The organism is Tateyamaria sp. GN1-10, from assembly GCF_055693845.1.
Genome location: NZ_JBVFUR010000004.1, coordinates 3,611,135 through 3,636,819, shown reverse-complemented (window position 1 = coordinate 3,636,819; position 25,685 = coordinate 3,611,135). Strand labels below are relative to the sequence as shown.

At 58.8% G+C, this 25,685-nt stretch carries 26 protein-coding genes and 1 pseudogene; 16 read left to right on the top strand and 11 right to left on the bottom strand.

Annotation, left to right across the window (positions count from 1 at the left end):
- The first annotated feature begins 55 nt into the window (after nucleotides 1–55).
- The 6 genes and pseudogenes from iolD (at nucleotide 56) to iolG (ending at nucleotide 6,440) form a co-directional block, all read left to right on the top strand.
- Nucleotides 56–1,925: pseudogene (gene iolD, locus ACZ1HN_RS20100) on the top strand (3D-(3,5/4)-trihydroxycyclohexane-1,2-dione acylhydrolase (decyclizing)).
- On the top strand, nucleotides 1,925–2,770 hold the full coding sequence (locus tag ACZ1HN_RS20095; RefSeq protein WP_472728785.1) for a phytanoyl-CoA dioxygenase family protein: 846 nt from the start codon (nucleotides 1,925–1,927) through the stop codon (nucleotides 2,768–2,770). The pseudogene iolD and the gene ACZ1HN_RS20095 overlap by 1 nt, the downstream one beginning before the upstream one ends.
- Nucleotides 2,767–3,747: a 5-dehydro-2-deoxygluconokinase gene (gene iolC / locus ACZ1HN_RS20090; protein WP_472728784.1), complete on the top strand. Its 981-nt coding sequence runs from the start codon at nucleotides 2,767–2,769 to the stop codon at nucleotides 3,745–3,747. Before ACZ1HN_RS20095 ends, iolC begins: the two co-directional genes overlap by 4 nt.
- Before the next feature lie 14 nt (nucleotides 3,748–3,761).
- The gene (locus tag ACZ1HN_RS20085) at nucleotides 3,762–4,616 is read left to right on the top strand and encodes a 5-deoxy-glucuronate isomerase (RefSeq protein WP_472728783.1); all 855 of its coding nucleotides are present in this window, start codon (nucleotides 3,762–3,764) and stop codon (nucleotides 4,614–4,616) included.
- Nucleotides 4,613–5,440 (top strand): class II fructose-bisphosphate aldolase, encoded by an 828-nt coding sequence (locus ACZ1HN_RS20080; RefSeq protein ID WP_472728782.1) that lies wholly within the window; start codon nucleotides 4,613–4,615, stop codon nucleotides 5,438–5,440. Before ACZ1HN_RS20085 ends, ACZ1HN_RS20080 begins: the two co-directional genes overlap by 4 nt.
- 4 nt (nucleotides 5,441–5,444) lie before the next feature.
- Nucleotides 5,445–6,440, top strand: coding sequence for an inositol 2-dehydrogenase (gene iolG, locus ACZ1HN_RS20075; protein WP_472728781.1), 996 nt, complete (start codon nucleotides 5,445–5,447; stop codon nucleotides 6,438–6,440).
- A gap of 3 nt (nucleotides 6,441–6,443) precedes the next feature.
- Here iolG and hemN read toward each other — a convergent pair whose 3' ends face one another.
- Nucleotides 6,444–7,796 (bottom strand): oxygen-independent coproporphyrinogen III oxidase, encoded by a 1,353-nt coding sequence (gene hemN / locus ACZ1HN_RS20070; protein WP_472728780.1) that lies wholly within the window; start codon nucleotides 7,794–7,796, stop codon nucleotides 6,444–6,446.
- An 80-nt stretch (nucleotides 7,797–7,876) separates the two neighbouring features.
- On the opposite strand from hemN, the gene fnrL reads away from it, so the two are divergent.
- The 10 genes from fnrL (at nucleotide 7,877) to ccoS (ending at nucleotide 16,994) form a co-directional block, all read left to right on the top strand.
- Complete coding sequence (gene fnrL, locus ACZ1HN_RS20065) at nucleotides 7,877–8,596, top strand: transcriptional regulator FnrL (protein WP_299202531.1); 720 nt, start codon at nucleotides 7,877–7,879, stop codon at nucleotides 8,594–8,596.
- 81 nt (nucleotides 8,597–8,677) lie between these two features.
- Nucleotides 8,678–9,085, top strand: coding sequence for a universal stress protein (locus ACZ1HN_RS20060; protein WP_299201667.1), 408 nt, complete (start codon nucleotides 8,678–8,680; stop codon nucleotides 9,083–9,085).
- A 115-nt stretch (nucleotides 9,086–9,200) separates the two neighbouring features.
- Nucleotides 9,201–10,826 (top strand): cytochrome-c oxidase, cbb3-type subunit I, encoded by a 1,626-nt coding sequence (gene ccoN, locus ACZ1HN_RS20055; RefSeq protein ID WP_472728779.1) that lies wholly within the window; start codon nucleotides 9,201–9,203, stop codon nucleotides 10,824–10,826.
- A 13-nt stretch (nucleotides 10,827–10,839) separates the two neighbouring features.
- Entirely contained in the window at nucleotides 10,840–11,565 is a 726-nt protein-coding gene (gene ccoO / locus ACZ1HN_RS20050) for a cytochrome-c oxidase, cbb3-type subunit II (protein ID WP_472728778.1), read from the top strand.
- Nucleotides 11,566–11,574: 9 nt separating this feature from the next.
- The gene (locus ACZ1HN_RS20045) at nucleotides 11,575–11,766 is read left to right on the top strand and encodes a cbb3-type cytochrome c oxidase subunit 3 (protein ID WP_472728777.1); all 192 of its coding nucleotides are present in this window, start codon (nucleotides 11,575–11,577) and stop codon (nucleotides 11,764–11,766) included.
- Between the two features lies 1 nt (nucleotide 11,767).
- On the top strand, nucleotides 11,768–12,640 hold the full coding sequence (gene ccoP / locus ACZ1HN_RS20040) for a cytochrome-c oxidase, cbb3-type subunit III (protein ID WP_472728776.1): 873 nt from the start codon (nucleotides 11,768–11,770) through the stop codon (nucleotides 12,638–12,640).
- A gap of 184 nt (nucleotides 12,641–12,824) precedes the next feature.
- A complete protein-coding gene (gene ccoG, locus ACZ1HN_RS20035) occupies nucleotides 12,825–14,258 on the top strand; it encodes a cytochrome c oxidase accessory protein CcoG (RefSeq protein ID WP_472728775.1) in 1,434 nt (477 codons plus the stop codon).
- 2 nt (nucleotides 14,259–14,260) lie between these two features.
- Nucleotides 14,261–14,719, top strand: a complete 459-nt coding sequence (locus ACZ1HN_RS20030; protein WP_299599350.1) for a FixH family protein — start codon at nucleotides 14,261–14,263, stop codon at nucleotides 14,717–14,719.
- Nucleotides 14,716–16,842, top strand: a complete 2,127-nt coding sequence (locus tag ACZ1HN_RS20025; protein WP_472728774.1) for a heavy metal translocating P-type ATPase — start codon at nucleotides 14,716–14,718, stop codon at nucleotides 16,840–16,842. The genes ACZ1HN_RS20030 and ACZ1HN_RS20025 overlap by 4 nt, the downstream gene beginning before the upstream one ends.
- Nucleotides 16,843–16,844: 2 nt before the next feature.
- The gene (ccoS, locus tag ACZ1HN_RS20020) at nucleotides 16,845–16,994 is read left to right on the top strand and encodes a cbb3-type cytochrome oxidase assembly protein CcoS (protein WP_299201691.1); all 150 of its coding nucleotides are present in this window, start codon (nucleotides 16,845–16,847) and stop codon (nucleotides 16,992–16,994) included.
- Here the strand turns inward: ccoS and kce are convergent.
- The 10 genes from kce to ACZ1HN_RS19970 form a co-directional block, all read right to left on the bottom strand.
- Nucleotides 16,991–17,920: a 3,5-dioxohexanoate:acetyl-CoA acetone transferase gene (gene kce / locus ACZ1HN_RS20015; protein ID WP_472728773.1), complete on the bottom strand. Its 930-nt coding sequence runs from the start codon at nucleotides 17,918–17,920 to the stop codon at nucleotides 16,991–16,993. The two genes, ccoS and kce, sit on opposite strands and share 4 nt — an antisense overlap.
- A gap of 2 nt (nucleotides 17,921–17,922) precedes the next feature.
- The gene (locus ACZ1HN_RS20010; protein ID WP_472728772.1) at nucleotides 17,923–18,942 is read right to left on the bottom strand and encodes a branched-chain amino acid ABC transporter permease; all 1,020 of its coding nucleotides are present in this window, start codon (nucleotides 18,940–18,942) and stop codon (nucleotides 17,923–17,925) included.
- Nucleotides 18,942–19,808: a branched-chain amino acid ABC transporter permease gene (locus ACZ1HN_RS20005; RefSeq protein ID WP_472728771.1), complete on the bottom strand. Its 867-nt coding sequence runs from the start codon at nucleotides 19,806–19,808 to the stop codon at nucleotides 18,942–18,944. The genes ACZ1HN_RS20010 and ACZ1HN_RS20005 overlap by 1 nt, the downstream gene beginning before the upstream one ends.
- On the bottom strand, nucleotides 19,805–20,515 hold the full coding sequence (locus ACZ1HN_RS20000; protein ID WP_472728770.1) for an ABC transporter ATP-binding protein: 711 nt from the start codon (nucleotides 20,513–20,515) through the stop codon (nucleotides 19,805–19,807). Before ACZ1HN_RS20000 ends, ACZ1HN_RS20005 begins: the two co-directional genes overlap by 4 nt.
- Nucleotides 20,508–21,236 carry an ABC transporter ATP-binding protein gene (locus ACZ1HN_RS19995; protein WP_472728769.1) on the bottom strand — a complete coding sequence of 243 codons (729 nt, stop codon included), beginning with the start codon at nucleotides 21,234–21,236 and terminating at the stop codon, nucleotides 20,508–20,510. Before ACZ1HN_RS19995 ends, ACZ1HN_RS20000 begins: the two co-directional genes overlap by 8 nt.
- A gap of 9 nt (nucleotides 21,237–21,245) precedes the next feature.
- Entirely contained in the window at nucleotides 21,246–22,517 is a 1,272-nt protein-coding gene (locus ACZ1HN_RS19990) for an ABC transporter substrate-binding protein (RefSeq protein WP_472728768.1), read from the bottom strand.
- 149 nt (nucleotides 22,518–22,666) lie between these two features.
- Nucleotides 22,667–23,605 carry a 3-hydroxyacyl-CoA dehydrogenase family protein gene (locus ACZ1HN_RS19985; RefSeq protein WP_472728767.1) on the bottom strand — a complete coding sequence of 313 codons (939 nt, stop codon included), beginning with the start codon at nucleotides 23,603–23,605 and terminating at the stop codon, nucleotides 22,667–22,669.
- Between the two features lie 3 nt (nucleotides 23,606–23,608).
- Nucleotides 23,609–24,394 carry an SDR family NAD(P)-dependent oxidoreductase gene (locus ACZ1HN_RS19980; protein WP_472728766.1) on the bottom strand — a complete coding sequence of 262 codons (786 nt, stop codon included), beginning with the start codon at nucleotides 24,392–24,394 and terminating at the stop codon, nucleotides 23,609–23,611.
- A complete protein-coding gene (locus ACZ1HN_RS19975) occupies nucleotides 24,391–24,741 on the bottom strand; it encodes a cupin domain-containing protein (RefSeq protein WP_472728765.1) in 351 nt (116 codons plus the stop codon). The genes ACZ1HN_RS19980 and ACZ1HN_RS19975 overlap by 4 nt, the downstream gene beginning before the upstream one ends.
- Nucleotides 24,741–25,580, bottom strand: coding sequence for a cyclase family protein (locus tag ACZ1HN_RS19970; RefSeq protein ID WP_472728764.1), 840 nt, complete (start codon nucleotides 25,578–25,580; stop codon nucleotides 24,741–24,743). Before ACZ1HN_RS19970 ends, ACZ1HN_RS19975 begins: the two co-directional genes overlap by 1 nt.
- Nucleotides 25,581–25,685: the final 105 nt, after the last annotated feature.

The following is a 25,685-nucleotide window of genomic DNA, read 5'->3' as shown; positions in this document are numbered from 1 at the left end:
ACGGGTCAATACAGAATCGTCGATAAATGAAATCGCGCAGCCATGGGAGGATAGAATGGCGGGCAGCGACACGGTGCGTCTAACGACAGCGCAGGCGATCATCCGCTATCTTGCGGCACAGTACATCGAGATCGACGGGCAGGAATGGCGCCTTTGTGGTGGTGGCTTTGGCATCTTTGGCCATGGCAACGTGACGTGCCTTGGCGAGGCGCTCTATGACCACAAGGACGTGCTGCCACTGTATCGCGGGCAGAACGAGCAGAGCATGGGATTCTGCGGCGGCAGGCTATGCCAAGACGTGGTTGCGCCAGCGGTTTATGTTCTGCACCGCCTCTGCCGGACCTGGCACGGCGAACCTGCTTACGGCCTCGGCCCTGGCTCATGCCAACCGGCTTCCGATGCTGATGCTCTGCGGAGATACGTTTATCACCCGCTTGCCGGATCCGGTTCTGCAGCAGCTTGAGCATTTCGGTGATCCTACCTTTGGTGTGAATGATGCGTTCAAGGCTGTCACACGATACTGGGATCGCATCACGCATCCGGCGCAGATCATCCAATCTCTGCCCAACGCGATTGCCACGATACTGGACCCTGCCGATTGCGGCCCGGCATTCCTTGGCTTGCCGCAGGACGTGCAGGGCTGGGCCTACAACTACCCGGTGGAGATGTTTGAGAAGAAGGTGCACCGCATCCGGCGCCAGTTCCCCGATGTGGCAGAGGTGGCGGATGCCGCTGCGGCACTGAAAGCAGCCAAGCGGCCCGTGATCATCGCGGGCGGCGGCGTGCAGTATTCGCGGGCCGTGGACGACCTGACATCCTTTGCGGAGGCACATAACATCCCTGTGGTCGAAACTATCGCGGGCCGTGCCAACATGATCGACACGCATCCATTGAATTGCGGGCCCATTGGCGTGACGGGATCGGACAGCGCCAATGCAGTGGCCGAAAAAGCAGATGTGATCCTCTCGGTCGGCTGCCGGTTGCAGGACTTCACAACCGGGTCCTGGACCGCCTTTGCACCTGATGCCCAAATCATCGGTCTGAATGCCGGCCGGCATGACGCGGGCAAACATCGGTCGTTGCCCGTTGTAGGAGATGCCAAGCTGGGGCTTGATGCACTGGGTGCGGCGATGATGGGTTACACGACGCCATCCGGTTGGGTCGACTTTGCCAAGGGTGAGCGTAGCAAATGGGTCGCCTATGTCGCGGACAACGTAGCTCATGGGAACCGTCCCAGTTCCTACGCGCAGGCGATTGGCGTTGTGAATGCCACCTGTGATCTGCGCGACCGGGTTGTCGCAGCAGCGGGCGGGCTTCCTGCTGAAGTGACCGCCAACTGGCGCACCCTGGACATCGGGACCGTGGATGTGGAGTTCGGCTTTTCCTGTATGGGCTATGAGATTGCGGGGGCATGGGGCGCGCGGATTGCGCAGGCCGAGAGAGAGCCAGATCAGGATGTGATCACCTTTGTTGGGGATGGGTCATACCTGCTGATGAACTCGGACATCTATTCGTCGGTTCTTTCGCGGAAGAAGATGATTGTGCTGGTCCTCGACAATGGTGGCTTTGCGGTCATCAACAAGCTGCAGAACAACACCGGCAACGAGAGCTTCAACAACCTGCTGAGTGATGCGCCGACGATCCCGCAAGCCTTTGCCGTCGACTTCGAAGCACATGCTGCCAGCATGGGAGCATCGGCCGAGACAGTTGAAAACCCTGCTGAACTGGGCGAGGCGTTCAAGCGGGCCAAGGCCAGCGACAAGACTTACGTCATTTGCATGAAGGTCGACGCCTATGAGGGATGGACCACCGAGGGCCATACCTGGTGGGAAGTGGGCACGCCGCATGTGACGGACAATGAAAAGGTTGCTGCCGCCCATGAAGATTGGGAATCGTCACGTCCGAAACAGCGGAGGGGCGTGTGATGCAAAGCTTCACGGCTGAAACGGCTGATCCCGTTGCGATTTGCGAAGAGTTGCTGAATGGTTCCGGCGCGGTGCGCATCAAAGGTCTGTTCTTGCCTGAGCAGATCGCCGATGCGCGGGCGCGCATCATGGCGCATTCGGAAGGAGAGGGTGAGAAGGTCACTCACTTCCAAGGTGCGGCGATGGAGGAGGGCCGCGCCAACCTGCAGCGCCGTGTCTGGAACCTGCTGGCCAAGGGCGAGGTATTCTCGGACATGGCCACGCACCCTGTCATCATGGCGGTGCTGCGTCGCTGGTTGGGGTCAGAGTTCATCATGGGGTCGATTGCGGCGAACCGCCTGTTACCGGGTGGGCCGGGGCAAGAGCCCCATATTGACTTTCCCTATTGGGATTTTCACCAACCCGACACGCATCCGATGGGCCTGAACGCCAGTTTTCCCATGAACGCACAGGTGACCATCGCGCTTGATCCCTTCACCGAGGAAAGCGGCGCGACCGCCTATCTGCCCGGGTCGCAAAAAGACATGCGCTATCCCACGGCAGAGGATCGCGACCATTTCTACGACAACTGCGCTCGCATGACGGGCGAGCCCGGGGACACAGTGATCTTTTTTGGCGCGGCGTGGCATTGTGCCATGCCAAACAACGCCGATCACGACCGCAACGCATTGCTGATCAATTACATCCCGAAATTTGTCAAACCGCTGGAGGATATGCCGAGGGCTCTGCCACAATCCTTCCTTGATGCAGCCAGCCCCGAGATGCGGCAGCTTCTGGGTTTCAATTACAAGTACCCCGAAATCCTGGACGAAGCGGACGCCGTGAATGCCGAGGGCATTAAATGAGCAGACTTCTGGAGGGCATAAAGACCAATGACTTTGTCATCGTGGGCCGGGCAGGGATCGATTTCTTCACAGATGTTGGTGTGCGCGCCGAGGATGCGGAACGCCTGACCGTGGATCTTGGGGGGTCGGCGGCGAATATCGGCGCAGGCATCTGCAAGCTGGGGGGCAAGGCGGCTCTGGTGACATCCGTGTCAGACGACTCGGTGGGCAGCTACTGTGTGAACCGCTTGCAGCACTACGGCGTGAACACGGATCATGTGCAGCGTGTGGGTGGAGAGTTCCGCAACTCGCTGGCTTTCTATGAAAGCGTGCTGGAGGGGCACCGGAACGTCATCTACCGCAACGGCGCGGCTGATTTTCAAATGACCATGCAAGATGTTGAAGCAGTGGACTACTCCAAGTTTGGTGCACTGATCACTGCGGGAACTGTGTTTGCGGCTGAGCCGTCGCGGACCGCCACCTTCCGCGCCTTTGACCTGGCCAAGACGGCAGGCTTGCCGATCATCTTCGACGTTGACTACCGCCCGTACTCTTGGCCCTCAGCAGAGGTCGCGGCCGATGTTCTCAGCCGCGCAGCCGAAGCCTCGGACATGATTGTGGGCAATGACGAAGAGTTTGGATTCATGGCGGGCGGCATGGACAAGGGACTGGCCAAGGCCAGAGCCTTGTCAGAGACGACTGCTGAAATCGTGATCTACAAGATGGGTGAGAACGGGGCTGTCACCTATGCGGGCGGTGAAGAGATTGCCACTGGCATCTACCCGGTTACGGCGGTCAAACCAAACGGTGCAGGGGACGCGTTCATGGCGGGTCTCATGACCGGAATGGCCGATGGGCGCGATCTGAGAACTGCAATCCTTCGTGGGTCGGCTTGCGCCTCAATCACCGTCTCGCAACCGGGTTGCGCGCCCGCGATGCCCACCCCCGACCTGCTTGATGATTTCCTGACCAACCATCCCGGTCCGACACCAACGTAAAAGGAGGCACGCCGATGCATATCGCGCCTTACGACAACCAGAACAAACCGATCGTGGATGCCGACGATGCCACTGTCCCTCTCAACTACTTCAACATCGTGAAGCTGAAAAAGGGCGAGGCATTTGAATATGCCGTACCCGGCTACGAGACATGCATCGTGCCCGCGACCGGCACCGTCGATGTGAATGTCGAAGGGTTCAAGGTGGATGCCTTGGGCGGGCGCGGCGTAGATGTGTGGGATGGCGAACCCGAAGGCGTCTACGTGCCCACAGCGGCCAAGGCCGAGATGGTGTGCACTTCGGACGAGGCTGAGGTTTTCGTGGCTGGGGCCAGATATGACAAGGTGCTCGACGCCTTTGCCGTTCGCAATGACGAGCTGGATCTGGTGCAATACGGCTCTGACGACACCAAGACGCACCGCAAGATCAAGCATATCCTGGGCACCAAATACCATGACAAGGTCGGCCGCCTGCTGGTGTCCGAACTGTTCACGGTCGGGCAGGGTGGTTGGTCCGGCTTCCCCAGCCACAAGCACGACACCGACCGGTCCGAAGGCGGTGAGATCATTGAGACGCGCCACGACGAGACCTACAACTTCCGCTTCCGTCCCAACCACGGCTCGGGCGTGCAGATGCTGCAACGGAACGACAATACGGCGGGCGACGCCTATCACATCGTGGATGGCTCCACGATCTGCCTCGACAACGGATACCACCCCTGCGCGGTGCTGCCGGGCTACGAGATGTATTACTTTACCATCCTCGGTGGTCTGAGCCAGCGCAGCCTGGTGCAGTATTTCCAACCCACCCATGCCTACCAGATTGAGACGATCCCAGGCATCAAGGACATGATCGCGAAGTTCAAATGACCCTTGCAACACTGGCAGAGGTGCTGGGCCCGGCCAAGGCCCAAGGCCACGCTGTGGCTGGTCTGGTCGCGCTGGGCTGGGAAGACATGCGGGCCTACGTCGCGGCGGCTGAGGCCGAAGATTGTCCTATAATCCTCCAGGCGGGACCGTCCTGCCGGGAACACACGCCGCTGCGGGTGCTTGGCAAGATGTTCCGGCATCTGGCCGAAGGTGCACGCGTGCCAGTGGTGGCGCATCTTGACCATGGGTACACCTTCGACGAGTGCAAAGAGGCGCTCGATAGCGGCTTCACGTCGCTCATGTTTGATGGCTCGCGCAAGCCGCTGGCCGAGAACATTGCCGAGACGGCGGCTATTGCCGAGATGGCACACAAGGCGGGTATTTCCTGCGAAGGTGAGATCGGGTTCGTCGGCTATGACAACGGTGAGGCTTCGGCGGGCACGGATCCGGATGAGGCTGCGCTATTCTCCCGCGAGACGGGCGTGGATGCCATGGCGATTTCGGTTGGCAACGTGCACTTGCAAACCGATCAATCAGGCGGCTTGGACGAGGACCGTATCGCGGCCATCCAGGCGGTCACCGATGTGCCTTTGGTTATTCACGGTGGGTCTGGCGTGCCCGCCGCACAGCGCCGCAAGCTCGCGACCCAAACCAATATTTGTAAGTTCAACATCGGGACTGAGCTACGCCAAGCTTTTGGCAACGCGCTCCGCGATGCCGTGAACAGAGACCCAGACCGGTTCGACCGTGTGCAAATCTTGAAAGATACGCATGATCCGGTGGTCGCAGCGACGCGCACCGTCTTGCAGACAATGAGAGGCTAAGCCCATGATCAACATCGCACTTTTGGGCTGTGGCCGTATTGGGCAGGTCCATGCGCGCAGCCTGATGGGGCTGGAAGGTGCCCAAGTCGCCGCCGTCGCCGACGCCACGCCAGAAGCTGCCAATGCGCTTGCTGCGCGAACCGGCGCTCAGGTCATGGGGGTCGAAGACATTCTCGCAGCATCGGATATCGACGCGGTGGTGATCGGGACACCGACGACCACGCATTACGACTTGATCCATGGGGCTGCGCGGGCGGGCAAGGCGATCTTCTGCGAAAAGCCCATCGACCTGAACGCGACGCGCATTCGAGATTGTCTTGCTGTGGTCGAGCAGCACGGCGTGCCTTTCTTCATCGCTTTCAACCGCCGTTTCGACCCGAATTTCCGGACCCTCAAAGGGCAAATCGATGAGGGCCGCATCGGGAAAGTTGAGATGGTGACCATCCTGTCGCGCGACCCGTCGCCGCCACCCATCGGATACATCAAGACATCCGGTGGTCTCTTCCGCGATATGATGATCCACGATCTTGATATGGCGCGCTTCATGTTGGGTGAAGATCCGATGGAGATTTTTGCCCATGGTTCGTGCCTTGTTGATCCAGAAATTGGACAGGCTGGGGATGTGGACACTGCGATGGTCAGCTTGCGCACAGCATCGGGCAAGCTTTGCCAGATATCGAATTCCCGTCGCGCGACCTATGGCTATGACCAGCGGATCGAAGTGCATGGAGAAAAAGGGATGCTTCGGGCGGATAACGTTCTGACCTCGACCGTTGAAGTGTCCGACGCGCAGGGCTTCACCCGTGCCCCGACCGAGCCGTTCTTCCTTGAACGGTACGCAGCCGCATATACCGCAGAGATGCAGCATTTCGTCGAGGTCGTTACAGCTGGTACTTCGCCAAATCCAAGTGGCGTTGATGGATACAAGGCACAAGTGATGGCCGACGCGGCGCAAGCCTCCTACGAAGGAGGCGTGCCGCAAACCCTGACATTCGACTAAACGTCAGATTGCAGCGCTGTAGGTGCGATCATCGGATTTTTCGTTCTGATCGGTGGTCAAAGTGCCAGCGATCATCCGAACCAATGGGTGAGCCCACCGCACAATGCTGAGTGTCCTGCCGTTCCAGGTCACGGCGTCGCCAAAGCGTTCGACAATGTGCAGAATGGCGGTCAGGATGATTTGCTCTGCCAGCTGCGCGTCGGACAGTGTTGCCGTATGGTAGCACATCAGCTGTTCGACCAGATCGGCTTTCAGGTGGTCCGTGTCGCTCAATTCATAACCACGCCAAACAGCGGATTGCCCCGCTTCGACCTGCGCGGCGTATTTGCCGGTGACTGGAATGTTCTGCGCAAATCCCTGCGGATAGGTTGAAATGGCCGAAGCGCCCAACCCGATCAGGTAGGGCGCCCTGTCGTCGGTGTATCCCTGGAACGAACGTGTCAGGCGCTTGTCGAAATAGGCTTGCGCCAACGCATCGTCAGGCCGTGCGAAGTGGTCGATGCCGATCTGAACATAGCCTTGGCCCAGAAGGGTCCTGCGGGCCAGGTCAAACAGGGCAAGGCGTTGTTCAGGTTTGGGCAGTGCATCACTGGGGATCAATGATTGGCGTTTGGACATCCAAGGCACGTGGGCATATCCAAAAAGCGCAATCCGCCCGGGATCCATCTCCAGCGCTGCTTCGAGGGTTGCCGACAGTGTCTTCTCTGTCTGGAAGGGCAAACCATAGAGCAGATCGAAATTCAGCGCGTTGATGTCCAAACCACGGAGTTGCTCAACGACGTTGGCTGTGAGGTCGCGGGATTGATGTCGACCAATTGCTTTTTGCACTTGAGGGTCAAAATCCTGGATACCCAGACTGACCCGTGACATGCCGTGCTTTTTCAGCATCGCCAGCCGCTTTGAGCCAACATCCGTGGGGTCCACCTCGACGGAAAATTCCTCAAGTTGGTCAAGTTCCCAGATGTCGTTCAGACCGGTTAACAGGCGGTCCAGTAGGGAAGACGACAGAATCGTTGGTGTCCCGCCGCCCAGATGCAGGCGCCTTGGACGTACCCTGTTGGCGAAGCTGTCACGGGCCGACTGTGCCTCGGCTAAAATCCGCTCAACATACGGTGCCAACGGGGCATCGTTTCTCGTGCCTTGGGTTCGACAAGCGCAGAACCAGCAAAGTCTGCGGCAAAAGGGAATGTGGACATAAAGGGAAATCTCTGCATCCTCGGGAGCAGTGGATTGCCAAGTGCGCACGCATTCCTCACCGACAGCATCGCTGAACCAATTCGCGGGCGGGTAGCTGGTAAAGCGTGGCACCTTGGCGTCAAAAAGCCCATGACGGCGGAGGTCTGATACGTGTTTCATGCTCTTAAGCTGAGTGATCTGTCGGCACCACGCATTGACACAGATCAACGGAGGGTGCGGTGAACAAGGTGCTGCCCGTCATGGAGAGCTGTGCAAGCTGCCCGATCCGTCACCGCGCCGTGTGCGCGCGTTGCGATGATGACGAACTGGAACAGCTGAACCAGATCAAGTTTTATAAGACATATGCCGCAGGCCAGACGATCGCCATGCGAGGGGACGCGCTGGATGTGGTGGCTTCAGTCGTTGCGGGCACGGCAACACTGGAACGCGCAATCGAAGATGGTCGGACCCAATTGGTTGGCTTGTTGCTGCCGTCAGACTTCATCGGCCGGCCCGGGCGCGACACGTTGCAATATGATGTTACGGCTGTGACAGATGTCACGCTGTGCTGTTTCCAACGTAAGCCCTTTGAGGCGTTGTTGATCCGTATTCCCCATGTTCAAGAACGGCTGCTGGAGATGGCCTTGGATGAACTGGACGCCGCTCGCGACTGGATGCTTTTGCTGGGCCGTAAGACAGCGCGTGAGAAGATCGCCAGTTTCCTTATGCTCATTGCCAAGCGCACCGTTCACCCGGATGGACGGGTTCTGGGGGACCTGTCGCGTATCGAATTGCCGATCAGCCGCGAGGCGATGGCAAATTTTCTGGGCCTCACTATCGAGACAGTCAGCCGCCAGTTTACCGGCTTGCGCAAGGACGGTGTGATCGAGCTGGATGGCAACCGGAGTGTGCGCATTCCTGACCTTGAGACGCTGTTGCTGGAAAGCGGTGACGATTCAGATGGTGGGCCCCTGATCTGACGTTGGCTTGATCCAAATCAACGCGGCGGTGCGACGCCTTCGCTATCCCTTCTGACCGAAAGGCCAAAGGAGGGCTTGCACATGTATTCCAACATCCTGATCCCCGTCTTGTTCGGCGAGGGACGCGATCATCCGCAGGCTGTGGCCGTCGCCAAGCATCTTGCATCTGAGGGCGCGCGCATAACGTTGCTGCACGTGATGGAACAGTTGCCCATGTACGCCGCTGAATACGTGCCGGCGGATACGGTGGCGGGCAATCGGGAGCGGATTGCAACGCGGTTGAAGATGATGGCCAGTGAATTGCCAAACGGGCAAAGCGCCGTGATTGAAGGCGCAACCGGTCGCAGTATCACCGACTACGCCGAACAAAACGGTGTCGATCTGATCGTCATTGCGTCCCACCAGCCTGCTTTGTCCGATATCCTGCTGGGGTCGACAGCAGCGTGGGTCACGCGTCACGCGAAGTGTGCGGTGCATGTAATTCGGTAAATCGGCCTCTCTTGATCCAGATCAACGCGGCCCGACGCGGGCGCATCTAATCAGCCAACATACGAACAGGTCTGTTGTCCCCGCGGGGACAGCACGCAACCGCGAAGGACGAACCATGTGGGACTATGTTAAATTGATCTTGCTGGGTCTGGTTGCTCTGGTCGCTGCAATTGCAGCGGATTGGGGCCACGATCTGGCCTATAAACTGCATGCCGCGCTGATCATGTTGATCGCTGCAGGCATGTTTATTTGGCAACTACGCCATGTCGGCGAAACGCGCGCTGTCGTTGATGACACCGGTTACATGGATAATGTTGTCCGAGCGGGTGTAATCGCCACTGGCTTCTGGGGTGTCGTCGGATTTCTGGCGGGGGTTTTCATCGCCTTCCAGCTTGCTTTTCCGGGGCTGAATTTTGATTGGGGTCAACCTTTTACCAATTTCGGACGTTTGCGCCCACTGCATACTTCTGCAGTGATTTTTGCTTTTGGCGGCAACGCCCTGATCATGTCGTCTTTCTACATTGTTCAACGCACCTGCGGCGCGCGGCTTTGGGGCGGCAACCTCGCCTGGTTCGTATTCTGGGGTTATCAGCTTTTCATCGTGATGGCGGCCACCGGCTACCTGCTGGGGGCGACGCAATCCAAGGAATATGCCGAGCCTGAATGGTATGTGGACATCTGGCTGACATTGGTCTGGGTCGCGTTTTTGGTTGTCTACATGGGCACGATCTTCAAGCGGCAAGAGAAACATATTTACGTCGCCAACTGGTTCCTCTTGGCCTTCATCATCACCGTGGCGATGCTGCACATCGTCAACAACCTGAGCATTCCGGTCTCGCTGCTGGGCTCCAAGTCCGTGCAGGTGTTCTCGGGTGTACAGGATGCCATGACGCAGTGGTGGTATGGCCACAACGCGGTGGGCTTCTTCCTGACGGCAGGCTTCCTCGGCATGATGTACTATTTCGTGCCGAAGCAGGCGGGTCGTCCGGTCTACAGCTACAAGCTCTCGATCATCCACTTCTGGGCACTGATCTTCCTGTATATCTGGGCCGGTCCGCACCACTTGCACTACACCGCTTTGCCTGACTGGGCATCGACCTTGGGCATGGTGTTCTCGATCATCCTGTGGATGCCGAGCTGGGGTGGCATGATCAACGGTCTGATGACGCTGCAAGGCGCATGGGACAAGCTGCGCACGGATCCAATCATTCGGATGATGGTGATTTCGTTGGCTTTCTACGGCATGTCCACTTTCGAAGGGCCGATGATGTCCATCAAGGCCGTTAACTCGCTCAGCCACTATACCGACTGGACCATTGGTCACGTGCATTCCGGCGCACTTGGCTGGAACGGCATGATCACCTTTGGTGCGCTCTACTTCCTGACGCCGCGCCTGTGGGGCCGCAAGCAGATGTATTCGATGGCTGCCATCGACTGGCACTTTTGGCTCGCGACGATTGGTATCGTGCTTTACGCGGCATCCATGTGGGTGACCGGCATCATGGAGGGCCTGATGTGGCGCGAAGTTGATGCCCAAGGGTTCCTGGTGAACTCGTTCGCCGACACCGTGAGCGCCAAGTTCCCGATGTACGTGGTGCGTGGTCTGGGTGGGGTCCTGTACCTGACCGGTGCTTGCATCATGGTCTGGAACATGTGGATGACCATCCGGGGCGGCCAGCCCGTCCGGGTGGCGCCGCCCGCGGCACCTGTTGCTGCCGCTCAACCTGTACAAGCCGCATAAGGGAGACCGAAACATGGCTTTTCTCAAGCGACACCAGGTTCTGGAACGCAGCCCGACACTTTTGTTCGTCTTCTCGCTGCTCACCGTATCCGTCGGCGGCATCGTGGAGATCGCACCGCTCTTCTACCTCGAAAACACGATTGAGGAGGTGGAAGGCGTGCGGCCCTATAGCCCGCTGGAATTGGTGGGGCGCGACATCTACGTCCGTGAGGGCTGTTACGTCTGTCACAGTCAGATGATCCGCCCCATGCGGGACGAGGTTGAACGCTACGGGCACTACTCCCTGGCGGCTGAATCGATGTACGATCATCCGCATCAATGGGGATCGAAGCGGACCGGGCCCGATTTGGCCCGTGTGGGTGGACGGTACTCGGATGCCTGGCACGTCGATCACCTGATGGACCCGCAATCGGTTGTACCTGAATCGATCATGCCGAAATACGCCTTCCTTGCGGATGCGGTGATAGACGGCGAGCATATCGAAGACCTGGTCAAGACCCACCGCTTCGTGGGCGTGCCCTATACCGATGAGATGGTCGAGGCTGCTGCCGACGACTTTCGGGTTCAGGCCGACCCCGACGGTGATTGGGATGGTCTGGTCGAGCGTTACCCCGGTGCGGTCGTGTCCAACTTCGATGGCCAACCTGAACTGACCGAGATGGATGCGTTGATTGCTTACCTGCAGATGCTGGGCACTTTGGTCGATTTCTCGACCTTTACGCCCGATCCGAGCCGATAGGAGGTTTTGATGGACACGTATTCCTTCCTGCGAGAGTTGGCTGACAGCTGGGTGCTTTTGGCGATGGTGATCTTCTACATCACCGCCTGCCTTTGGGCCTTCCGTCCCTCGGCGCGTGCGGCCAATGAAGAGGCGGCCGGTATTCCACTGCGAAACGACATTGATGCGCATCTGGCGGCGCAAGAACCGGAGGCCGACTAATATGGCTGACAAACAAGAAATTGATGATGTCACCGGGACCGATACCACAGGTCACGAATGGGACGGCATCAAGGAACTGAACAACCCGCTGCCGCGGTGGTGGTTGTGGACCTTTTACGGCACGGTTGTCTGGGGGTTGGCATACACGATTGCCTATCCTGCGTGGCCGCTGATCAATTCGGCCACGACGGGCGTACTGGGATACTCCACGCGCGCCGAAGTTGCCGAACGGATTGCCGAAGTGGATGCGCAGAACGCGGAATTGACTGAACGGCTGGCGTCTGCGGATTTGGCGACACTTGCGCCTGATGATCCTGCGCACCGGTTCGGTGTTGCAGGCGGTGCTTCGGTCTTTCTTGCTCATTGTTCGCAGTGCCATGGGTCCGGTGCTGCTGGCGTTCAGGCGGCAGGCTATCCCAACCTGCTGGATGACGCCTGGTTATGGGGCGGCACGCTGGAAGACATCGAGTACACAGTGCGGCACGGTATTCGGAACGAGACCGATCCAGACGCGCGGTGGTCCGAGATGCCGGCGTTTGGCGACATCTTGTCAGACGAAGAGATCGGCCAAACCGTTGAGTACGTCCTGTCCCTATCGGGCCAGGACCATGATGCGACCATGGCTGAACAGGGCATGGTTTGGTTCCAAGAGCAGTGCACCGCTTGTCACGGCGACAACGGCGAAGGCATCCGGGAACTCGGCGCGCCTACTTTAAACGATGCGATTTGGCTTTATGGCGGGGATCGCGAAACCCTGATCGAGACGGTGACCTATTCACGCTTCGGTGTGATGCCAGCTTGGGGTCAGCGTTTGGACGAAGAAGAGATCAAGGCAGTCACCTTGTATCTGCACCAGTTGGGCGGCGGCGAGTAACTCTCGCCGTATCGCTCCATGCTGCGTATCGGGCTCGGGCCCATCCAGGAGGGATACGCGGCGCTCCCGGTCTCTGTCCTGTTCGTACCAAGCGGGGACCGGGATTTCTCCTCATGCTTGATCCAGATCAAGGTGTTGGCCGCGCAGGCCATGCAGTTTGAACCTACGAACAGGACAATTGACAATGACACAATCTCCGGCCTCTCCGCCGTCTCTTTATGTCGCGCGCGAACCGATCTTTCCCCGTCGGGTGAAGGGCAAGTTCCGTACGCTCAAATGGTGGATCATGGGCGTGACGCTCGCGATCTACTACCTGACCCCATGGATCCGCTGGGACCGTGGTCCGAACCTTCCTGATCAGGCCGTTCTTGTCGATTTGGCCGGGCGCCGTTTCTACTTTTTCTGGATCGAGATCTGGCCGCACGAGTTTTACTTCGTCGCGGGCCTGCTGATCATGGCTGGGCTTGGCCTGTTCCTTTTCACATCTGCTTTGGGCCGCGTCTGGTGCGGTTACACATGCCCTCAAACCGTGTGGACCGACCTTTTCATTCTGGTGGAGCGCTGGATTGAGGGCGATCGCAATGCCCGTGTCCGCCTCTGGAACGCTGACTGGTCGTTGCGTAAGGTCCGCCTTCGCGTCACGAAATGGATAGTGTGGTTCCTGATCGCAATGGCGACAGGTGGCGCATGGGTTTTTTACTTCGCGGATGCTCCAACCTTGGCTGCTGATTTAATGACGTTCAGCGCACCCTTGGTCGCCTATTCCACCATTCTGATCCTCGCTGCGACCACCTTTGTCTTTGGCGGCTTCATGCGCGAGCAGGTCTGCAATTACATGTGCCCCTGGCCGCGCATCCAGGCGGCCATGATGGACAATGACACGCTGACCGTTGCCTATCGTCACTGGCGGGGCGAGCCGCGCGGCAAACACATCAAGGCGGAAGGGGCGGACCAGCTTGGCGATTGCATCGACTGCATGGCCTGCGTGAACGTTTGCCCTGCTGGTATCGACATCCGCGACGGGCAGCAGATGGAGTGCATCACTTGTGCGCTGTGCATCGACGCCTGCGACGAGGTGATGGAGCGGATCGGCAAGCCACGCGGTTTGATTGACTATCTGGCCCTGTCGGATGAAGAGGCCGAAACCCAGGGCGCGAAGCCGCGCCCGATCTGGCAGCATGTGCTGCGCCCGCGTACCATCCTGTACACAGCGATGTGGTCGCTGATCGGTGTGGCACTGGTCTATGCCTTGTTCATTCGTTCGGACATCGACCTGACGGTCGAACCTGTGCGCAATCCGCAGTTCGTAACATTGTCGGATGGAGCGGTGCGTAACACCTACACCTTGCGTATTCGCAACCTGACGGCAGAGGATCGCGACTTCCGGGTCATGCTGACATCAGAGGAGATCCTGCGCATCGATGTCGAAAGTGATGGGGCGGTCGCCAACCACGTCACCGTTCCCGCCAACGAAACACTGCAGGCGCGCGTCTATGTCATTGCCCGCCCGCAGGATGCAGCGGCTGATGCCGAAACCACCGATCTACGTTTGTGGGTCGAGGATGTGGAAACAGACGACCGTGCAGGCGTCGCCACCATCTTCAACGGAAAGGGCTAAGGATGCAGATCAAGGAACTTACCGGCTGGCACGTATTGGCCATCTTCGGGACGGCGTTTACCATCATCATCAGTGTGAACCTTACGCTTGCTTTCCAGGCTGTGCACACTTTTCCGGGGCTTGAGACCAAGAATTCTTATGTTGTCAGCCAAGCCTTTGAAGAGGACCGTGCCGCTCAGGAAGCGTTAGGCTGGCAGGTGTCGGCAGATGCGGAAGACGGAACACTGGCTCTACACATTGATGATGAAATTGGTCCAGTGGTTGCCACGATCACATCTGCGACTCTAGGACGTGCCACCCATGTGGGTGAAGATCTAACTCCGACTTTTCGCCACGATGGTGCCCGGTTTGTGGCTGACATTCCCGAGCTTGCGTCTGGAAACTGGAACCTGCGTCTGACCGCGGTTGCGCCAGACGGAACAGACTTCCGTCAGCGTATTGTCCTTCGGGTGCAGCGATGAGTGTTGCCTCCTGCCCAGGCTGCATAGCCGCTGGTGAGGTCGCTGAAACGGCGGGCCGCGATGCGGGTCTTCCGACGCATGAGCTGATAGTGCCGGGCGTTCACTGCGTTGCCTGCATCCGATCGGTTGAAGGCTTGCTCAATGCCCGCCCTGATATCGCGGCTGCGCGCGTGAACCTTAGCCGCAAGCGGGTGGCAATCACAGCGGAACCGGGGAATGATCCCGCGCCATGGATCGAGGCCCTGACCGATATCGGGTTCGAGGCGCACGAGGCCCGCGATGCTGGCAATCGCGGCCAAGACGATGGACTGACCATGCGCCTTGGCATCGCCGGTTTTGCGATGATGAATGTCATGCTGCTGTCGGTGGCCGTGTGGTCTGGCGCGACCGATGCCACGCGCGATTTCTTCCACTGGATATCAGCAGCGATTTCATTGCCTGCCGCAATTTATTGTGCGCAGCCGTTCTTCCGTTCGGCAGTGTCTGCCCTGCGTGGCATGCGGCTGAACATGGATGTACCGATTTCACTTGCCATCATCCTGGCCTGTGGCCTGTCTCTTTACGAGACGTCTCAGGGTGGAGAGCACGCGTATTTCGACGCGGCGTTGTCACTGACGTTTTTCTTGCTTGGTGGCCGTGTGCTGGAAAAGCGCATGCGGCAAGCTGCGCGTTCGGCAGCTGCTGATCTCGCGGCACTTGAACCTTTGCGCGTGACGCGCATCGAAGGTAAAACCCGGGTGAGTGTCCCTGTCGATGATGTGGCCGAGGGAGACACGCTTTGGCTGGCCGCAGGGGCCCGGGTGCCCGTGGACGGTGCGCTGAACAGTGATGCGGCGCAGGTGGATCGCAGTGCACTCACCGGCGAGAGCGACGAGATTGCAGTGGCGCGTGGTGCTGCCCTGACGGCGGGAGAAATCGTTCTGACCGGCCCGGTCACAATGCGCACAACCGTTGCCGCCAAGGGATCGACCCTGCGCCGACTGATCCAGATCGCCGCGCATGCCGAAGGCTCCAAGAGCCGCTATACCAGCCTTGCCGACCGGGCTGCAGGCGTCTATGCGCCGCTCGTCCATGGTCTGTCCTTTGCTGCTTTCATAGGCTGGTCCATGGCGACGGGTGACATGTATCACGCCCTCAAGATTGCCATTGCAACGCTGATTATCACATGCCCCTGCGCCTTGGGTCTTGCTGTCCCGGCGGTGGCGACCGTTGCAACCGGGCGATTGTTCCGCATGGGCTTGCTGGTCAAATCCGAGACGGCGCTGGAGCGTTTGGCAGAGGTGGATACGGTTGTTTTTGACAAGACCGGCACACTGTCTGCGGCAGCGCTTGTACCATCCCAAGAGATGCCGGTTGAGGCACGCGAGATACTTAAAGCGTTGGCGCAGGCTTCGGCACACCCACTGAGCCGCTCCGTTCTGACTCTGCTAAAGGATGTCAGCGTCGCTGATCTTGAAGGCATATCCGAGCACCGCGGCAACGGCGTTTCCGGGCTTTGGAATGATCAGACGGTGCGTTTCGGTAATGCCGCCTGGATCGGGGCTGGTCAGGGCACAGTCCTGCAAGTCGGGGATACGATTTACCCCCTCGAACGGCGTGAACAAATTTTTGCGGATGCCGCCGATACTGTCGAGCGCCTGCGAGAGATGGGCTTTGATGTGCATATGCTGACCGGTGACAGCGAGCGGAACGCGACACGTGTCGCTGCAGAATTGGGCGTCACCCATGTGCACGCCGAGGTGGACCCGGAGGCCAAGCAGGACCTGATCGAGCAGTTGCAGACCGAAGGCCGCAAGGTGGTCATGGTTGGCGACGGCCTGAACGACACGCTGGCTTTGACACGGGCTTGGGCGTCCATAGCGCCGGGCACTGCTTTGGAGGCCAGTCAGAACGCGGCAGATGTTGTCCTCTTGGGTCAGCATCTGTCCGGTATTCCAGCGGCAATTGGCATCGCGCGCAGTGCAAGGCGGCGCATTCTTGAAAATTTTGCGCTGGCGGCCTGTTACAACGCTGTGGCGATCCCGCTGTCCCTTGCTGGTTTCGCATCACCGCTGATGGCAGCGCTTGCAATGTCCACCAGTTCCATCACTGTTACCTTGAACGCTCTGAGAACAAAGGCATAGCCATGAATGTTCTTGTTATCCTGGTTCCGTGTTCGCTCATCCTTGGGCTTGGTGCACTGGTGGCCTTCGTCTGGACGATGAAGAGCGATCAGTATTCTGATCCCGAAGGTGATGCCCAGCGCATCCTGTTGGACGATGATGAGACGACCTAGAACGCGACGCGATCGCCACCTTTGAGGTCCAGAATGTCCCGGGCTTCATCTGGGCTTGCAACCTCGCAGCCCAAGTCTTCGACGATACGCCGGATTTTGGTGACTTGTTCGGCATTCGACTGCGCGAGCCGTCCACGTGTGATAAACAGGCTGTCTTCCAACCCGACCCGCACATTGCCGCCCATTTGGCTGGCTGTGGTGGCAAGGGGCATCTGCGCAGCGCCAGCCCCGAGCACCGACCATCGGTAGTCGTCGCCAAAGAGCCGGTCGGCGGTGCGTTTCATGAAGATCAGGTTATCAACCTCGGGCCCGATGCCGCCCAGAACGCCGAACACGAATTGCAGGAAAACCGGCGCCTTGAAGAGGCCGATATCCATACAGAACTTCAGGTTGTAGAGATGACCGACATCATAGCATTCGTGTTCGAATTTGATGTCATGCGGGGCCAGTTCTGTCGCCGCCTGTTTGATGTCGGCAAAGGTATTGCGGAAGATGTTCGCCTCTGATCCTGCGATGTATTCCTTCTCCCAATCGTGTTTCCACGTGTCGTAGCGGTCGGCCAGTGGGTGAAAGGCAAAATTCATCGACCCCATGTTGAGCGAGCACATCTCGGGGCTGAAGTGGACCGCTGCTTTTATCCGATCCTTGATAAGCATGGTCGGTGCGCCACCCGTGGTGATGTTGAGCACGGCGTCTGTCGATTGTTTCACACGGCTCAGAATGCCAGCGTAGTGTTCTGGCTCAACAGATGGGCGACCGTCTTCGGGGTCGCGGGTGTGCAGATGCAGGATTGATGCGCCCGCTTCCGCTGCCGCAATTGCCTGTTCCGCGATGTCGTTGTGCGTGACAGGCAGTTGGTCGGACATCGTTGGTGTGTGAATGGCCCCGGTGACCGCGCAGGTGATGATCATTTTTTGCTTGGCCATGGTCACGTGTCCTTTGGGTCGTTCAGTTTGATGCGGTAGCTGAGCGGAAAGAGCTCAAGGTCGTAACGGTCTCGGATCAGCCCCCAGACGCCCTTGGGGGCTTTCAGCATGACCACGATGGCGACCGCGCCGAGCACCATCAAGTAAATGGTGCCGAAATCGGCCAGTGTTTCACGCAGGAGGAAGAACAGAAGCGTGCCGATGATCGGTCCCTCAAGCGTACCGATACCGCCGATAACGACGATGAAGATGACAAAGGCCGTCCAGTCGTTGACTGAGAATGCGGCATCGGGCGAGATGCGTAGTTTTTGCAGAAACAGAAGGCCACCGATAATCGCTGTGAAGGCGGATGTGACAACATAAACCTCCAGCTTCGTGCGCCAGATGTCGATGCCGAGGCCGCTGGCCGCCACTTCACTGTCACGGATGGCTGTCAGCGCAAGACCACGACGCGAACGCAGGAACAGGTAAACGGCCGTGATCACGAGGATTGCGGCACCCAGCGCGAGCCAGTAGCTGAGCGCTTCGCGCGCCGAGCGCCCGTCAGCCAGCGAACGGACGATGCCCACCGGCAGGGAGCTTCCGGACCCGCCGCCAAGCGCAGAGATCTGGGCGAAGGTCAGGCGAAAAACTTCGGCAACCACCCAAGTGCCGATAGCAAAATAGGCGCCTTTAAGTCGGAAGATGAGAGCTGCGATAGGGACCGACAGGACGGCAGCCAGCATGCCGGCCACCAGGATCGCTGTGATCGGATGCAACCCGCCAAAGATCGTCAACGCGAACAGCATGTAGCCGCCAAAGCCCACGAACGCCTGCTGGCCGACGGACACGAGACCCGCGTAGCCCGCCATCAGGTTCCACAGGCAGGCGAGGGACAAGTAGAGGAAAATCTCGCCCATCAGGCGCAGATCTGCGCGGCCCGCCCACCAGGGGGCTGCAGCCAAGACGATCAGGGCCAACACGGCAACGATCATTGCGATGCGGCTGGCACGGGTAGCGCGGTATACAGTTGGGGCGCCCATCAGTGCTGGACCCGTGGGAACAAGCCGTTCGGACGCACGGCCAAAACGACAAGGAAGGCGATGTGACCCGCGAGGACTTGCCAGCCGGGATCGATCTTGGCCCCGATAGTTTGGGCGACGCCGAGGATCACGCCGCCGACGAGCGTGCCCCACAGGTTCCCAAGGCCACCGATTATCACAGCTTCGAACCCGAAGATCAGGCGCCCACCGCCGATAGAAGGATCAAAGCTGGTGCGGATGCCCAGCAGGATGCCCGCGATACCGGTGACGGCAAGGGCCAGTGCCATGGCCAGACCAAAAACGTGTGCCTTGTTCAGGCCCATCAACTGGGCGATGTCCTGGTTGTCGGACACGGCGCGAAAACCACGACCAAGGGCGGTGGCGTAGAACATCCATTGCAGCCCGGCGATAACGCCGACAGCGATGGCAAAAGTCAGCAGGGGCAGGATGCCAACTGTCAGGCTGCCCAAATTGACGCTGGCCGTCTCGATGGCCCCGGCGGACAGTTTCTGCGGATCGGCGGAATAACCTTCAAGCAGCGCGTTCTGGATAATCACAGACAAGCCAAAGGTGACCAGCAGTGGTGGCAGGATGTCCGGCCCCAACGTCTGGTTCAAGATGCCGCGTTGCAAGACGTAACCGATCACCGCCATCACGGGCAGCACCAGAAGGGCGGCGGCAAAAGGGTGGACGCCGAATGTCATTGTGGTGCTAAGCCCGAGATAGGCAGCGAGGATAATGAGATCTCCATGCGCGATGTTCACCAGTCGCATCACGCCAAAGATCAGCGACAATCCGGCGGCGAAAAGGGCATAGAGACCGCCCAGCAGAACGCCCTGTACGATTACGCCAATCCACTCGATCATGCGGCAACTCCGAAATAAGCTGCGGTGATTTGGTCTCGGGTGACGTCACCCGTAGCCCCGCTCAGGGACACGCGTCCTTCTTGCAGGCAGAACACGCGAGAGGAGACCTCGAGCGCTTTGCTGATATCCTGTTCGACCACCAGCGCTGTCATGCCGCCGCCGATGATGCCCGGCAGGGCGTCATAGATCGTTTTGATGATGACGGGGGCGAGACCGAGGCTGATTTCGTCGAACAGGATCACTTCCGGGTTGGCCATGAGGGCCCGGCCGATGGCGACCATTTGTTGTTGACCGCCCGAGAGGGATGTTGAGGCTTGGCTGCGCCGTTCCTTGAGAACCGGGAAAAGCTCGTAGACCTTGCCGAGCGACCATGGGCCGGGGCGGGCAACCTTGCCACCGAGAAGCAGGTTTTCTTCGACCGAGAGCGACGGGAACAGCTGGCGTCCTTCGGGCACCAAGGCAATGCCGCGATAGGCGACCTCGTCCGCGCGTAGGGTGCCTATGCCTTCGCTCTTGAACCGCACCTGTTCCGGCGCGTTGGACATCAGCCCGGAAATGGAGCGCATAAGCGTGGTCTTACCCGCGCCATTGGCGCCGATGATCGCAACGACCTCGCCCGCGTGGATATCCATGTCTATGCCGTAGAGCGCCTGGAAGTCGCCGTAATGCGCATCAAGGCCATTGAGCGACAGGATAGGGTCAGACATCAGGGTCCACTCCCAGATAGATTTCCTTGACCTCTGGGCTGTCCATGATCTCTTTCGGTGCGCCCTCGGCGATCTTCTTGCCGAAGTCGATCACGATCAGCCGGTTCACCACAGCCAGTAGCGCGTGGACCACATGTTCAATCCAGATGATTGTAGTGCCCTTGGCGTGTACAGCCCTGATCGTGTCGATGAGTGCGCTGCATTCGGCTTCTGTCAGCCCACCAGCGATCTCATCGAGAAGGAGGAGTTTGGGTTGCGCCGACAACGCACGCGCCATCTCAAGCCGCTTGCGGTCTAGCAGGGTGAGTGTGCCCGCCCGTTGGTTTGCTTTAGGTAAAAGTCCAGTGTCCGTCAGGACCTGCAGCGCATGGTTTTCAGCGTCGCGACCCGAGAGGCCCGCGCCCTGCATAGCCCCGACAAGCGCGTTTTCATAGACCGTCATGCCGCCAAAGGGCTGGGGCACCTGGAAGGACCGGGCAATGCCAGTCTTGCAGCGTTTGGCAGCGGAGGTGGCAGTAATGTCTGCCCCTTGAAAGATGATCCGGCCCGCGTCGGGGCTGAGCGCGCCGGTAATAAGATTGAAAAGCGATGTCTTGCCCGCGCCATTGGGCCCAAGGATGCCCACGGCATCGCCTTGGGCGATCTCGAAGCTTGAGTCGTCGGCGACCTTGACGGCGCCGAACGACTTTTGCAGGCCGTTAATAGACAAAAGGGCAGACATCGCGGTGCTTTAGCCCAAGAGTTGCAGGTCGCCGCCCACCGGAATCTGTGGTGCGTGGCTGTTGTTTGTGATGACCAACTCGACTTCATTGCCCGCTTTCTGCCATTGCCCCGACACCAGAGGTGTTTTGGACACGTTGGGTACGGGGCCGTTTGACCAGTTCACGTCGCCCACGATGGTCGAGATGTTGGTGCTCGCGATGGCGGCGGCGTTGGCCTCGAAGTCATCAAGGTCCTCGGACCGGGAGATGACATCTGCCACCACTTCGAACAGCGCGTGCTTGAAGCCGATGGGCTGCGTCCACGGACGGCCGGTGGCGGCGGTGAACCCGTTTGCCAGATCGCCTGCCGAAATGCCGGTCAGAGACGAGTTGAACGGGTGGTTTGGGGACCACCAGATTTCGGTCGTCAGACCAATACCGCGATCACCCAAGGCCTCAATGGCCGAGGGGAACAGCAGCGCCTTGCCGATGGTCGCGACCTTGGGGTTGAAGCCCTGTTGTGCGGCTTGCGCCCAGAAGGTGCCGAAATCCGGCGGGATCATCACACCGGTGATGATTTCGCAGCCTGCATCCTTGAAGGCGGAGATGTAGTTCGAGAAATCGTCCGTCAGAGGTTGGAAACGACCGGGATCAACCAATTCGAACCCTTGCGCGGCAAGTGGTTTGGGCAGGCCCAGTTCCGCGTCACCCCATGCGTTACCGTCTGCGTCATTCGGGAATAGGCCGCCCACTTTCTTGGCAACACCGCTGCCGTCCCAGAGGCTGGTGAAATTGGCGATGACATCCTCAAGTCCCCAGAAGAAATGGTAGGTGTATTGGAAGGCTTCCGCAGGGTTGCCGCCACGGCCAAAGAAATAGGGCTGCCAAGGTGCGTCCGTCGTGATGCAGGGCACTTCATTGATCTCGGCCTGGTCTGCCACTGGGTTTGTCGTGTCAGGGGTCGCGGCCGCGGTGATGATGTCCACTTCATCCGACAGGATCAGTTCGGCGGCCACTTCAGCGGCCCGGTTGGGGTTGGACTGACTGTCCTTCTTGATGATCTCTATGTTGTAGGACTTGCCGTTGTTGATCACGCCGCCTGCGAAATGGGCGCGCAAACCTTCGAGAATGTAATCATCGGCTTCCGCGAAACCGGCCAGCGGGCCGGTGGACGGCGTCACGAACCCCACCTTTATGGTCGGATTGGCAGCGTAGGCTCGCGTGGAACGCAGGATCGCAGGTGCCGCGACGCTCGCGCCCAGCCCAGCCAGCATACGGCGGCGTGTGATATAAGTTCTCATGTTTTTCCTCCCAAAGATGCGGTTCGGGTATTCGCCGATCCGGTTGCGCGGACCATTTTTGGCATGGCTTGGCGCTGTCTTGCTCTTCAGACCTATCACATGCAAAAGATGATTCTGATCCGATTTGAATGGCTATTTATAACTCTGCGTTATGATTTAGCAGTGTTTTGCAACATCCCTTCAAGTGCGCTTAAGTGAAGTGCGACTCGCGTTTTCGTCCGTTCAAAATCGTCTTGGGTCCATTTGCGAAACCCATAACCCGAAGCCATACCGGTTCGATCTTCATCCAACAGCGCTTGGAGTAAGGGGGACGGATCAGGCCGCGCATCGAGGTCGAACAGAACTTGACGGTGTATGTCCTGGGTGAGTTCCAACCCGACAAGATCGGCGTTTTCGAGCGGCCCAAGAACAGCGAGACGACGGCCGAAACTGGCTTTCACCACGTCATCAACAGTCTTGGCAGAACAGATCCCATTTTCAACAAGGCTGATCGCCTCGCGCCACAGCGCGTGTTGCAACCGATTGCCGATAAAGCCGGGCACGTCCTTTTCGACAAGTGCTGGGGTTTTGCCTGAGTCCGCCAGCAGGTCAATCATCTTGTCCGCGACTTCGGGAGCGGTCCATTCTGTTTTTACCACCTCCACTAGCGGGATCATGTGAGGCGGGTTCCACCAATGGGTGCCGAGAGCGCGTTGGCGAAGGGTGAGGTGCTCCATGATCTTGGTGATCTGGATAACCGACGTGTTCGAGGCAAGAATAGCATCGACGGGTGCGTACGCCTCAACCTCGGCAAAAATCGCTTGTTTCAGTTCCAGTTTTTCGGGTGCGGCTTCGAAGATGACATCTGCGTAGCTCACGGCTGCTTTGATCCCATCGCACAGCTCGATCCGTTTGAGCATCCTTGCGATGTTATTGTCGGATGTACCTAGCAGCCGCAGGCTGTCGGACACGCGCTGTGGCAGGCTTTGCAGCGTTTCCTGTGCCGGATCGTGTACGGCGACGTAGTGACCTGCACGCGCAAAGGTTACGGCAATTCCGTGCCCCATCAATCCTCCGCCGATCACCGCAATTTGTTGGTTCTTATTCATGCCTCACCCCGCCGTGTAGCCGCCATCGGCATAAAGTATATGGCCGGTGTAGAAGTCTGAGGCGCGGGACGACAGGAACAGGAGCGGTCCTGCCAGATCCTCTGGCTCGCCAAGGCGACCCTTGGGCACGCGTGTCAGAAACCCTTCGCGCACAGCTTTGGCATCGTCGGTGTCTTCGAACATCCACGCCGTGAGCGGGGATCGGAAGACAGTGGGTGCAATAGCGTTTACGGTGATCCCGGTTGGGCCGAGTTCGCATCCCAATGCCTTGGTGATCCCGTCAACTGCCGCCTTTGAAGCGCAGTAGGCGGTGTAACCCGCCGGGTGTCCCAAAAGGCCTCGAGCAGAAGACATGAGAACGATCTTGCCCCCGTCGCCCTGCGCTTGCATCTGTGCACTTGCGGCTCGGGCCATCAGCCAGCTTTGGGTGACGTTGGCGTTCATGACGCCTTCGAACGTTTCGGGGGGCATGTCTGCGATCTTGGCCACTTTATTCATGCCAGAAGCAACAACAAGAATGTCCAGCTGTCCAAACGTCTTGACAGTTTCCAACACCAGAGCCTCGCAGGCGAGTTCCGTATCGGGGCGTGCGTTGATCTGATGCGTGTCACCGGTGCACGTGTTTGCGACGTCTGCCATCGCACCGGCATTGCCTGCTGCAAGCACAACCTTGGCACCGGCACCCGACAGACAACGAGCGGCAACCGCTCCAAACGCACCGGAGGCACCGGTGATCAGGGCGACCTTGCCGGAGACATCAAAGAAGGACAGCGGATCGTCGAGGCTCATGGCTGTTCTCCAGTGGGATAGGGGATCACAACAAGCATTTTGCAAACGTGATTGCTGCGATTTTCGATTTTGCGCACTTCACCTGGCGGGATCGTGCAACTGTCCATGGGACCAAGCACCGTGTCCCCGCCGTCAACGGTTACGGTCATTTCCCCATCCAGCACGACATAGATCTTTTCAAATGGCGTCGCATCAGGCCCGGCACCGCCGCCGGGAAGGAACTGCGAATATCCGACCCATTGGTTTTCCGGTCCACCGTCCTCGAACCCCTGAAGGCGCAGGCCAGTGACACCCCAATGGTTTGGGGCGTCATAGGGTTGAGCATCAGTGAAGCGCTTGACAAGCATCAGAAATCCTCGCCCGCCTCAATACGGTAGCCTTGGGATTTGTCCATCATGGCAACAAGGCGGATGATGCAACCGTCGCCTCGGTCCCAATTCCAGGGGAAGAAGGCGAAGGTGACCCGCTTGCCCGTAACGCGGTCAAGGTCGCCGCCCACGTTCTCGATGCCCAGAATACCATTCGAAAAGAGTTTCTGGTGCACGGGTTCCCATTCTGGGAAATCAACCTCCCACGGAGTGCCGCCAGACCATTCGAGGTACTCTTTCTCAAGGTGCGGCAGGATCGGGCCGTTGCGCTGTGGGCCGATCGCGGTGGCCAACGGGTGATCGTTGGCTTGCGTATCGTGGCCCACGACTTTGACGCCTTTCTCTACCATCCAATCGGCGGCAGATGGCACAAGACCAGGGCAGTAAGCAAAGTAATCACCATCTTCGTATTGCTTGTGCCAGCCCGTATTGATGATGAGTACGTCATTCTTACGGATTGCGTGGCCGCAAGCCTTTTCAAGATCATCACCCGTGATCTGTTCCCATTTCTTCTTCGGGATGCTGACAACCAGACCAGAGCCGAAGAAATGGGGCAGGGGCACCTCATCAATGAAAGGCGTTCCCTGCACCACATGGGCGGGCGCGTCGATGTGAGTGGTGACGTGCATCGTCGTTGTGATCGTCTGGCTCAGAACGCCGGACTTCGCCATGTAGTGCTTGCGATCGATCTGTACGTCTTTGAAATACGGCCAGTTTGGGCATTGGAAACCATATCGGTGGCTCAGGTTCACGAACTCAAGGCCCATGTCGTTGTTGTCGTTTTCTTGGAAATCGATCCCGCGAATATTGACGACCATCGGCTCCTCCCAAAGCTTCGTATTGCTGTCCCGTATTATGGTGCGTATGTATCACATAGCGGTCAACGTTTGATTTGATGGAAGATGAGAAACAGGCGCTTTGGT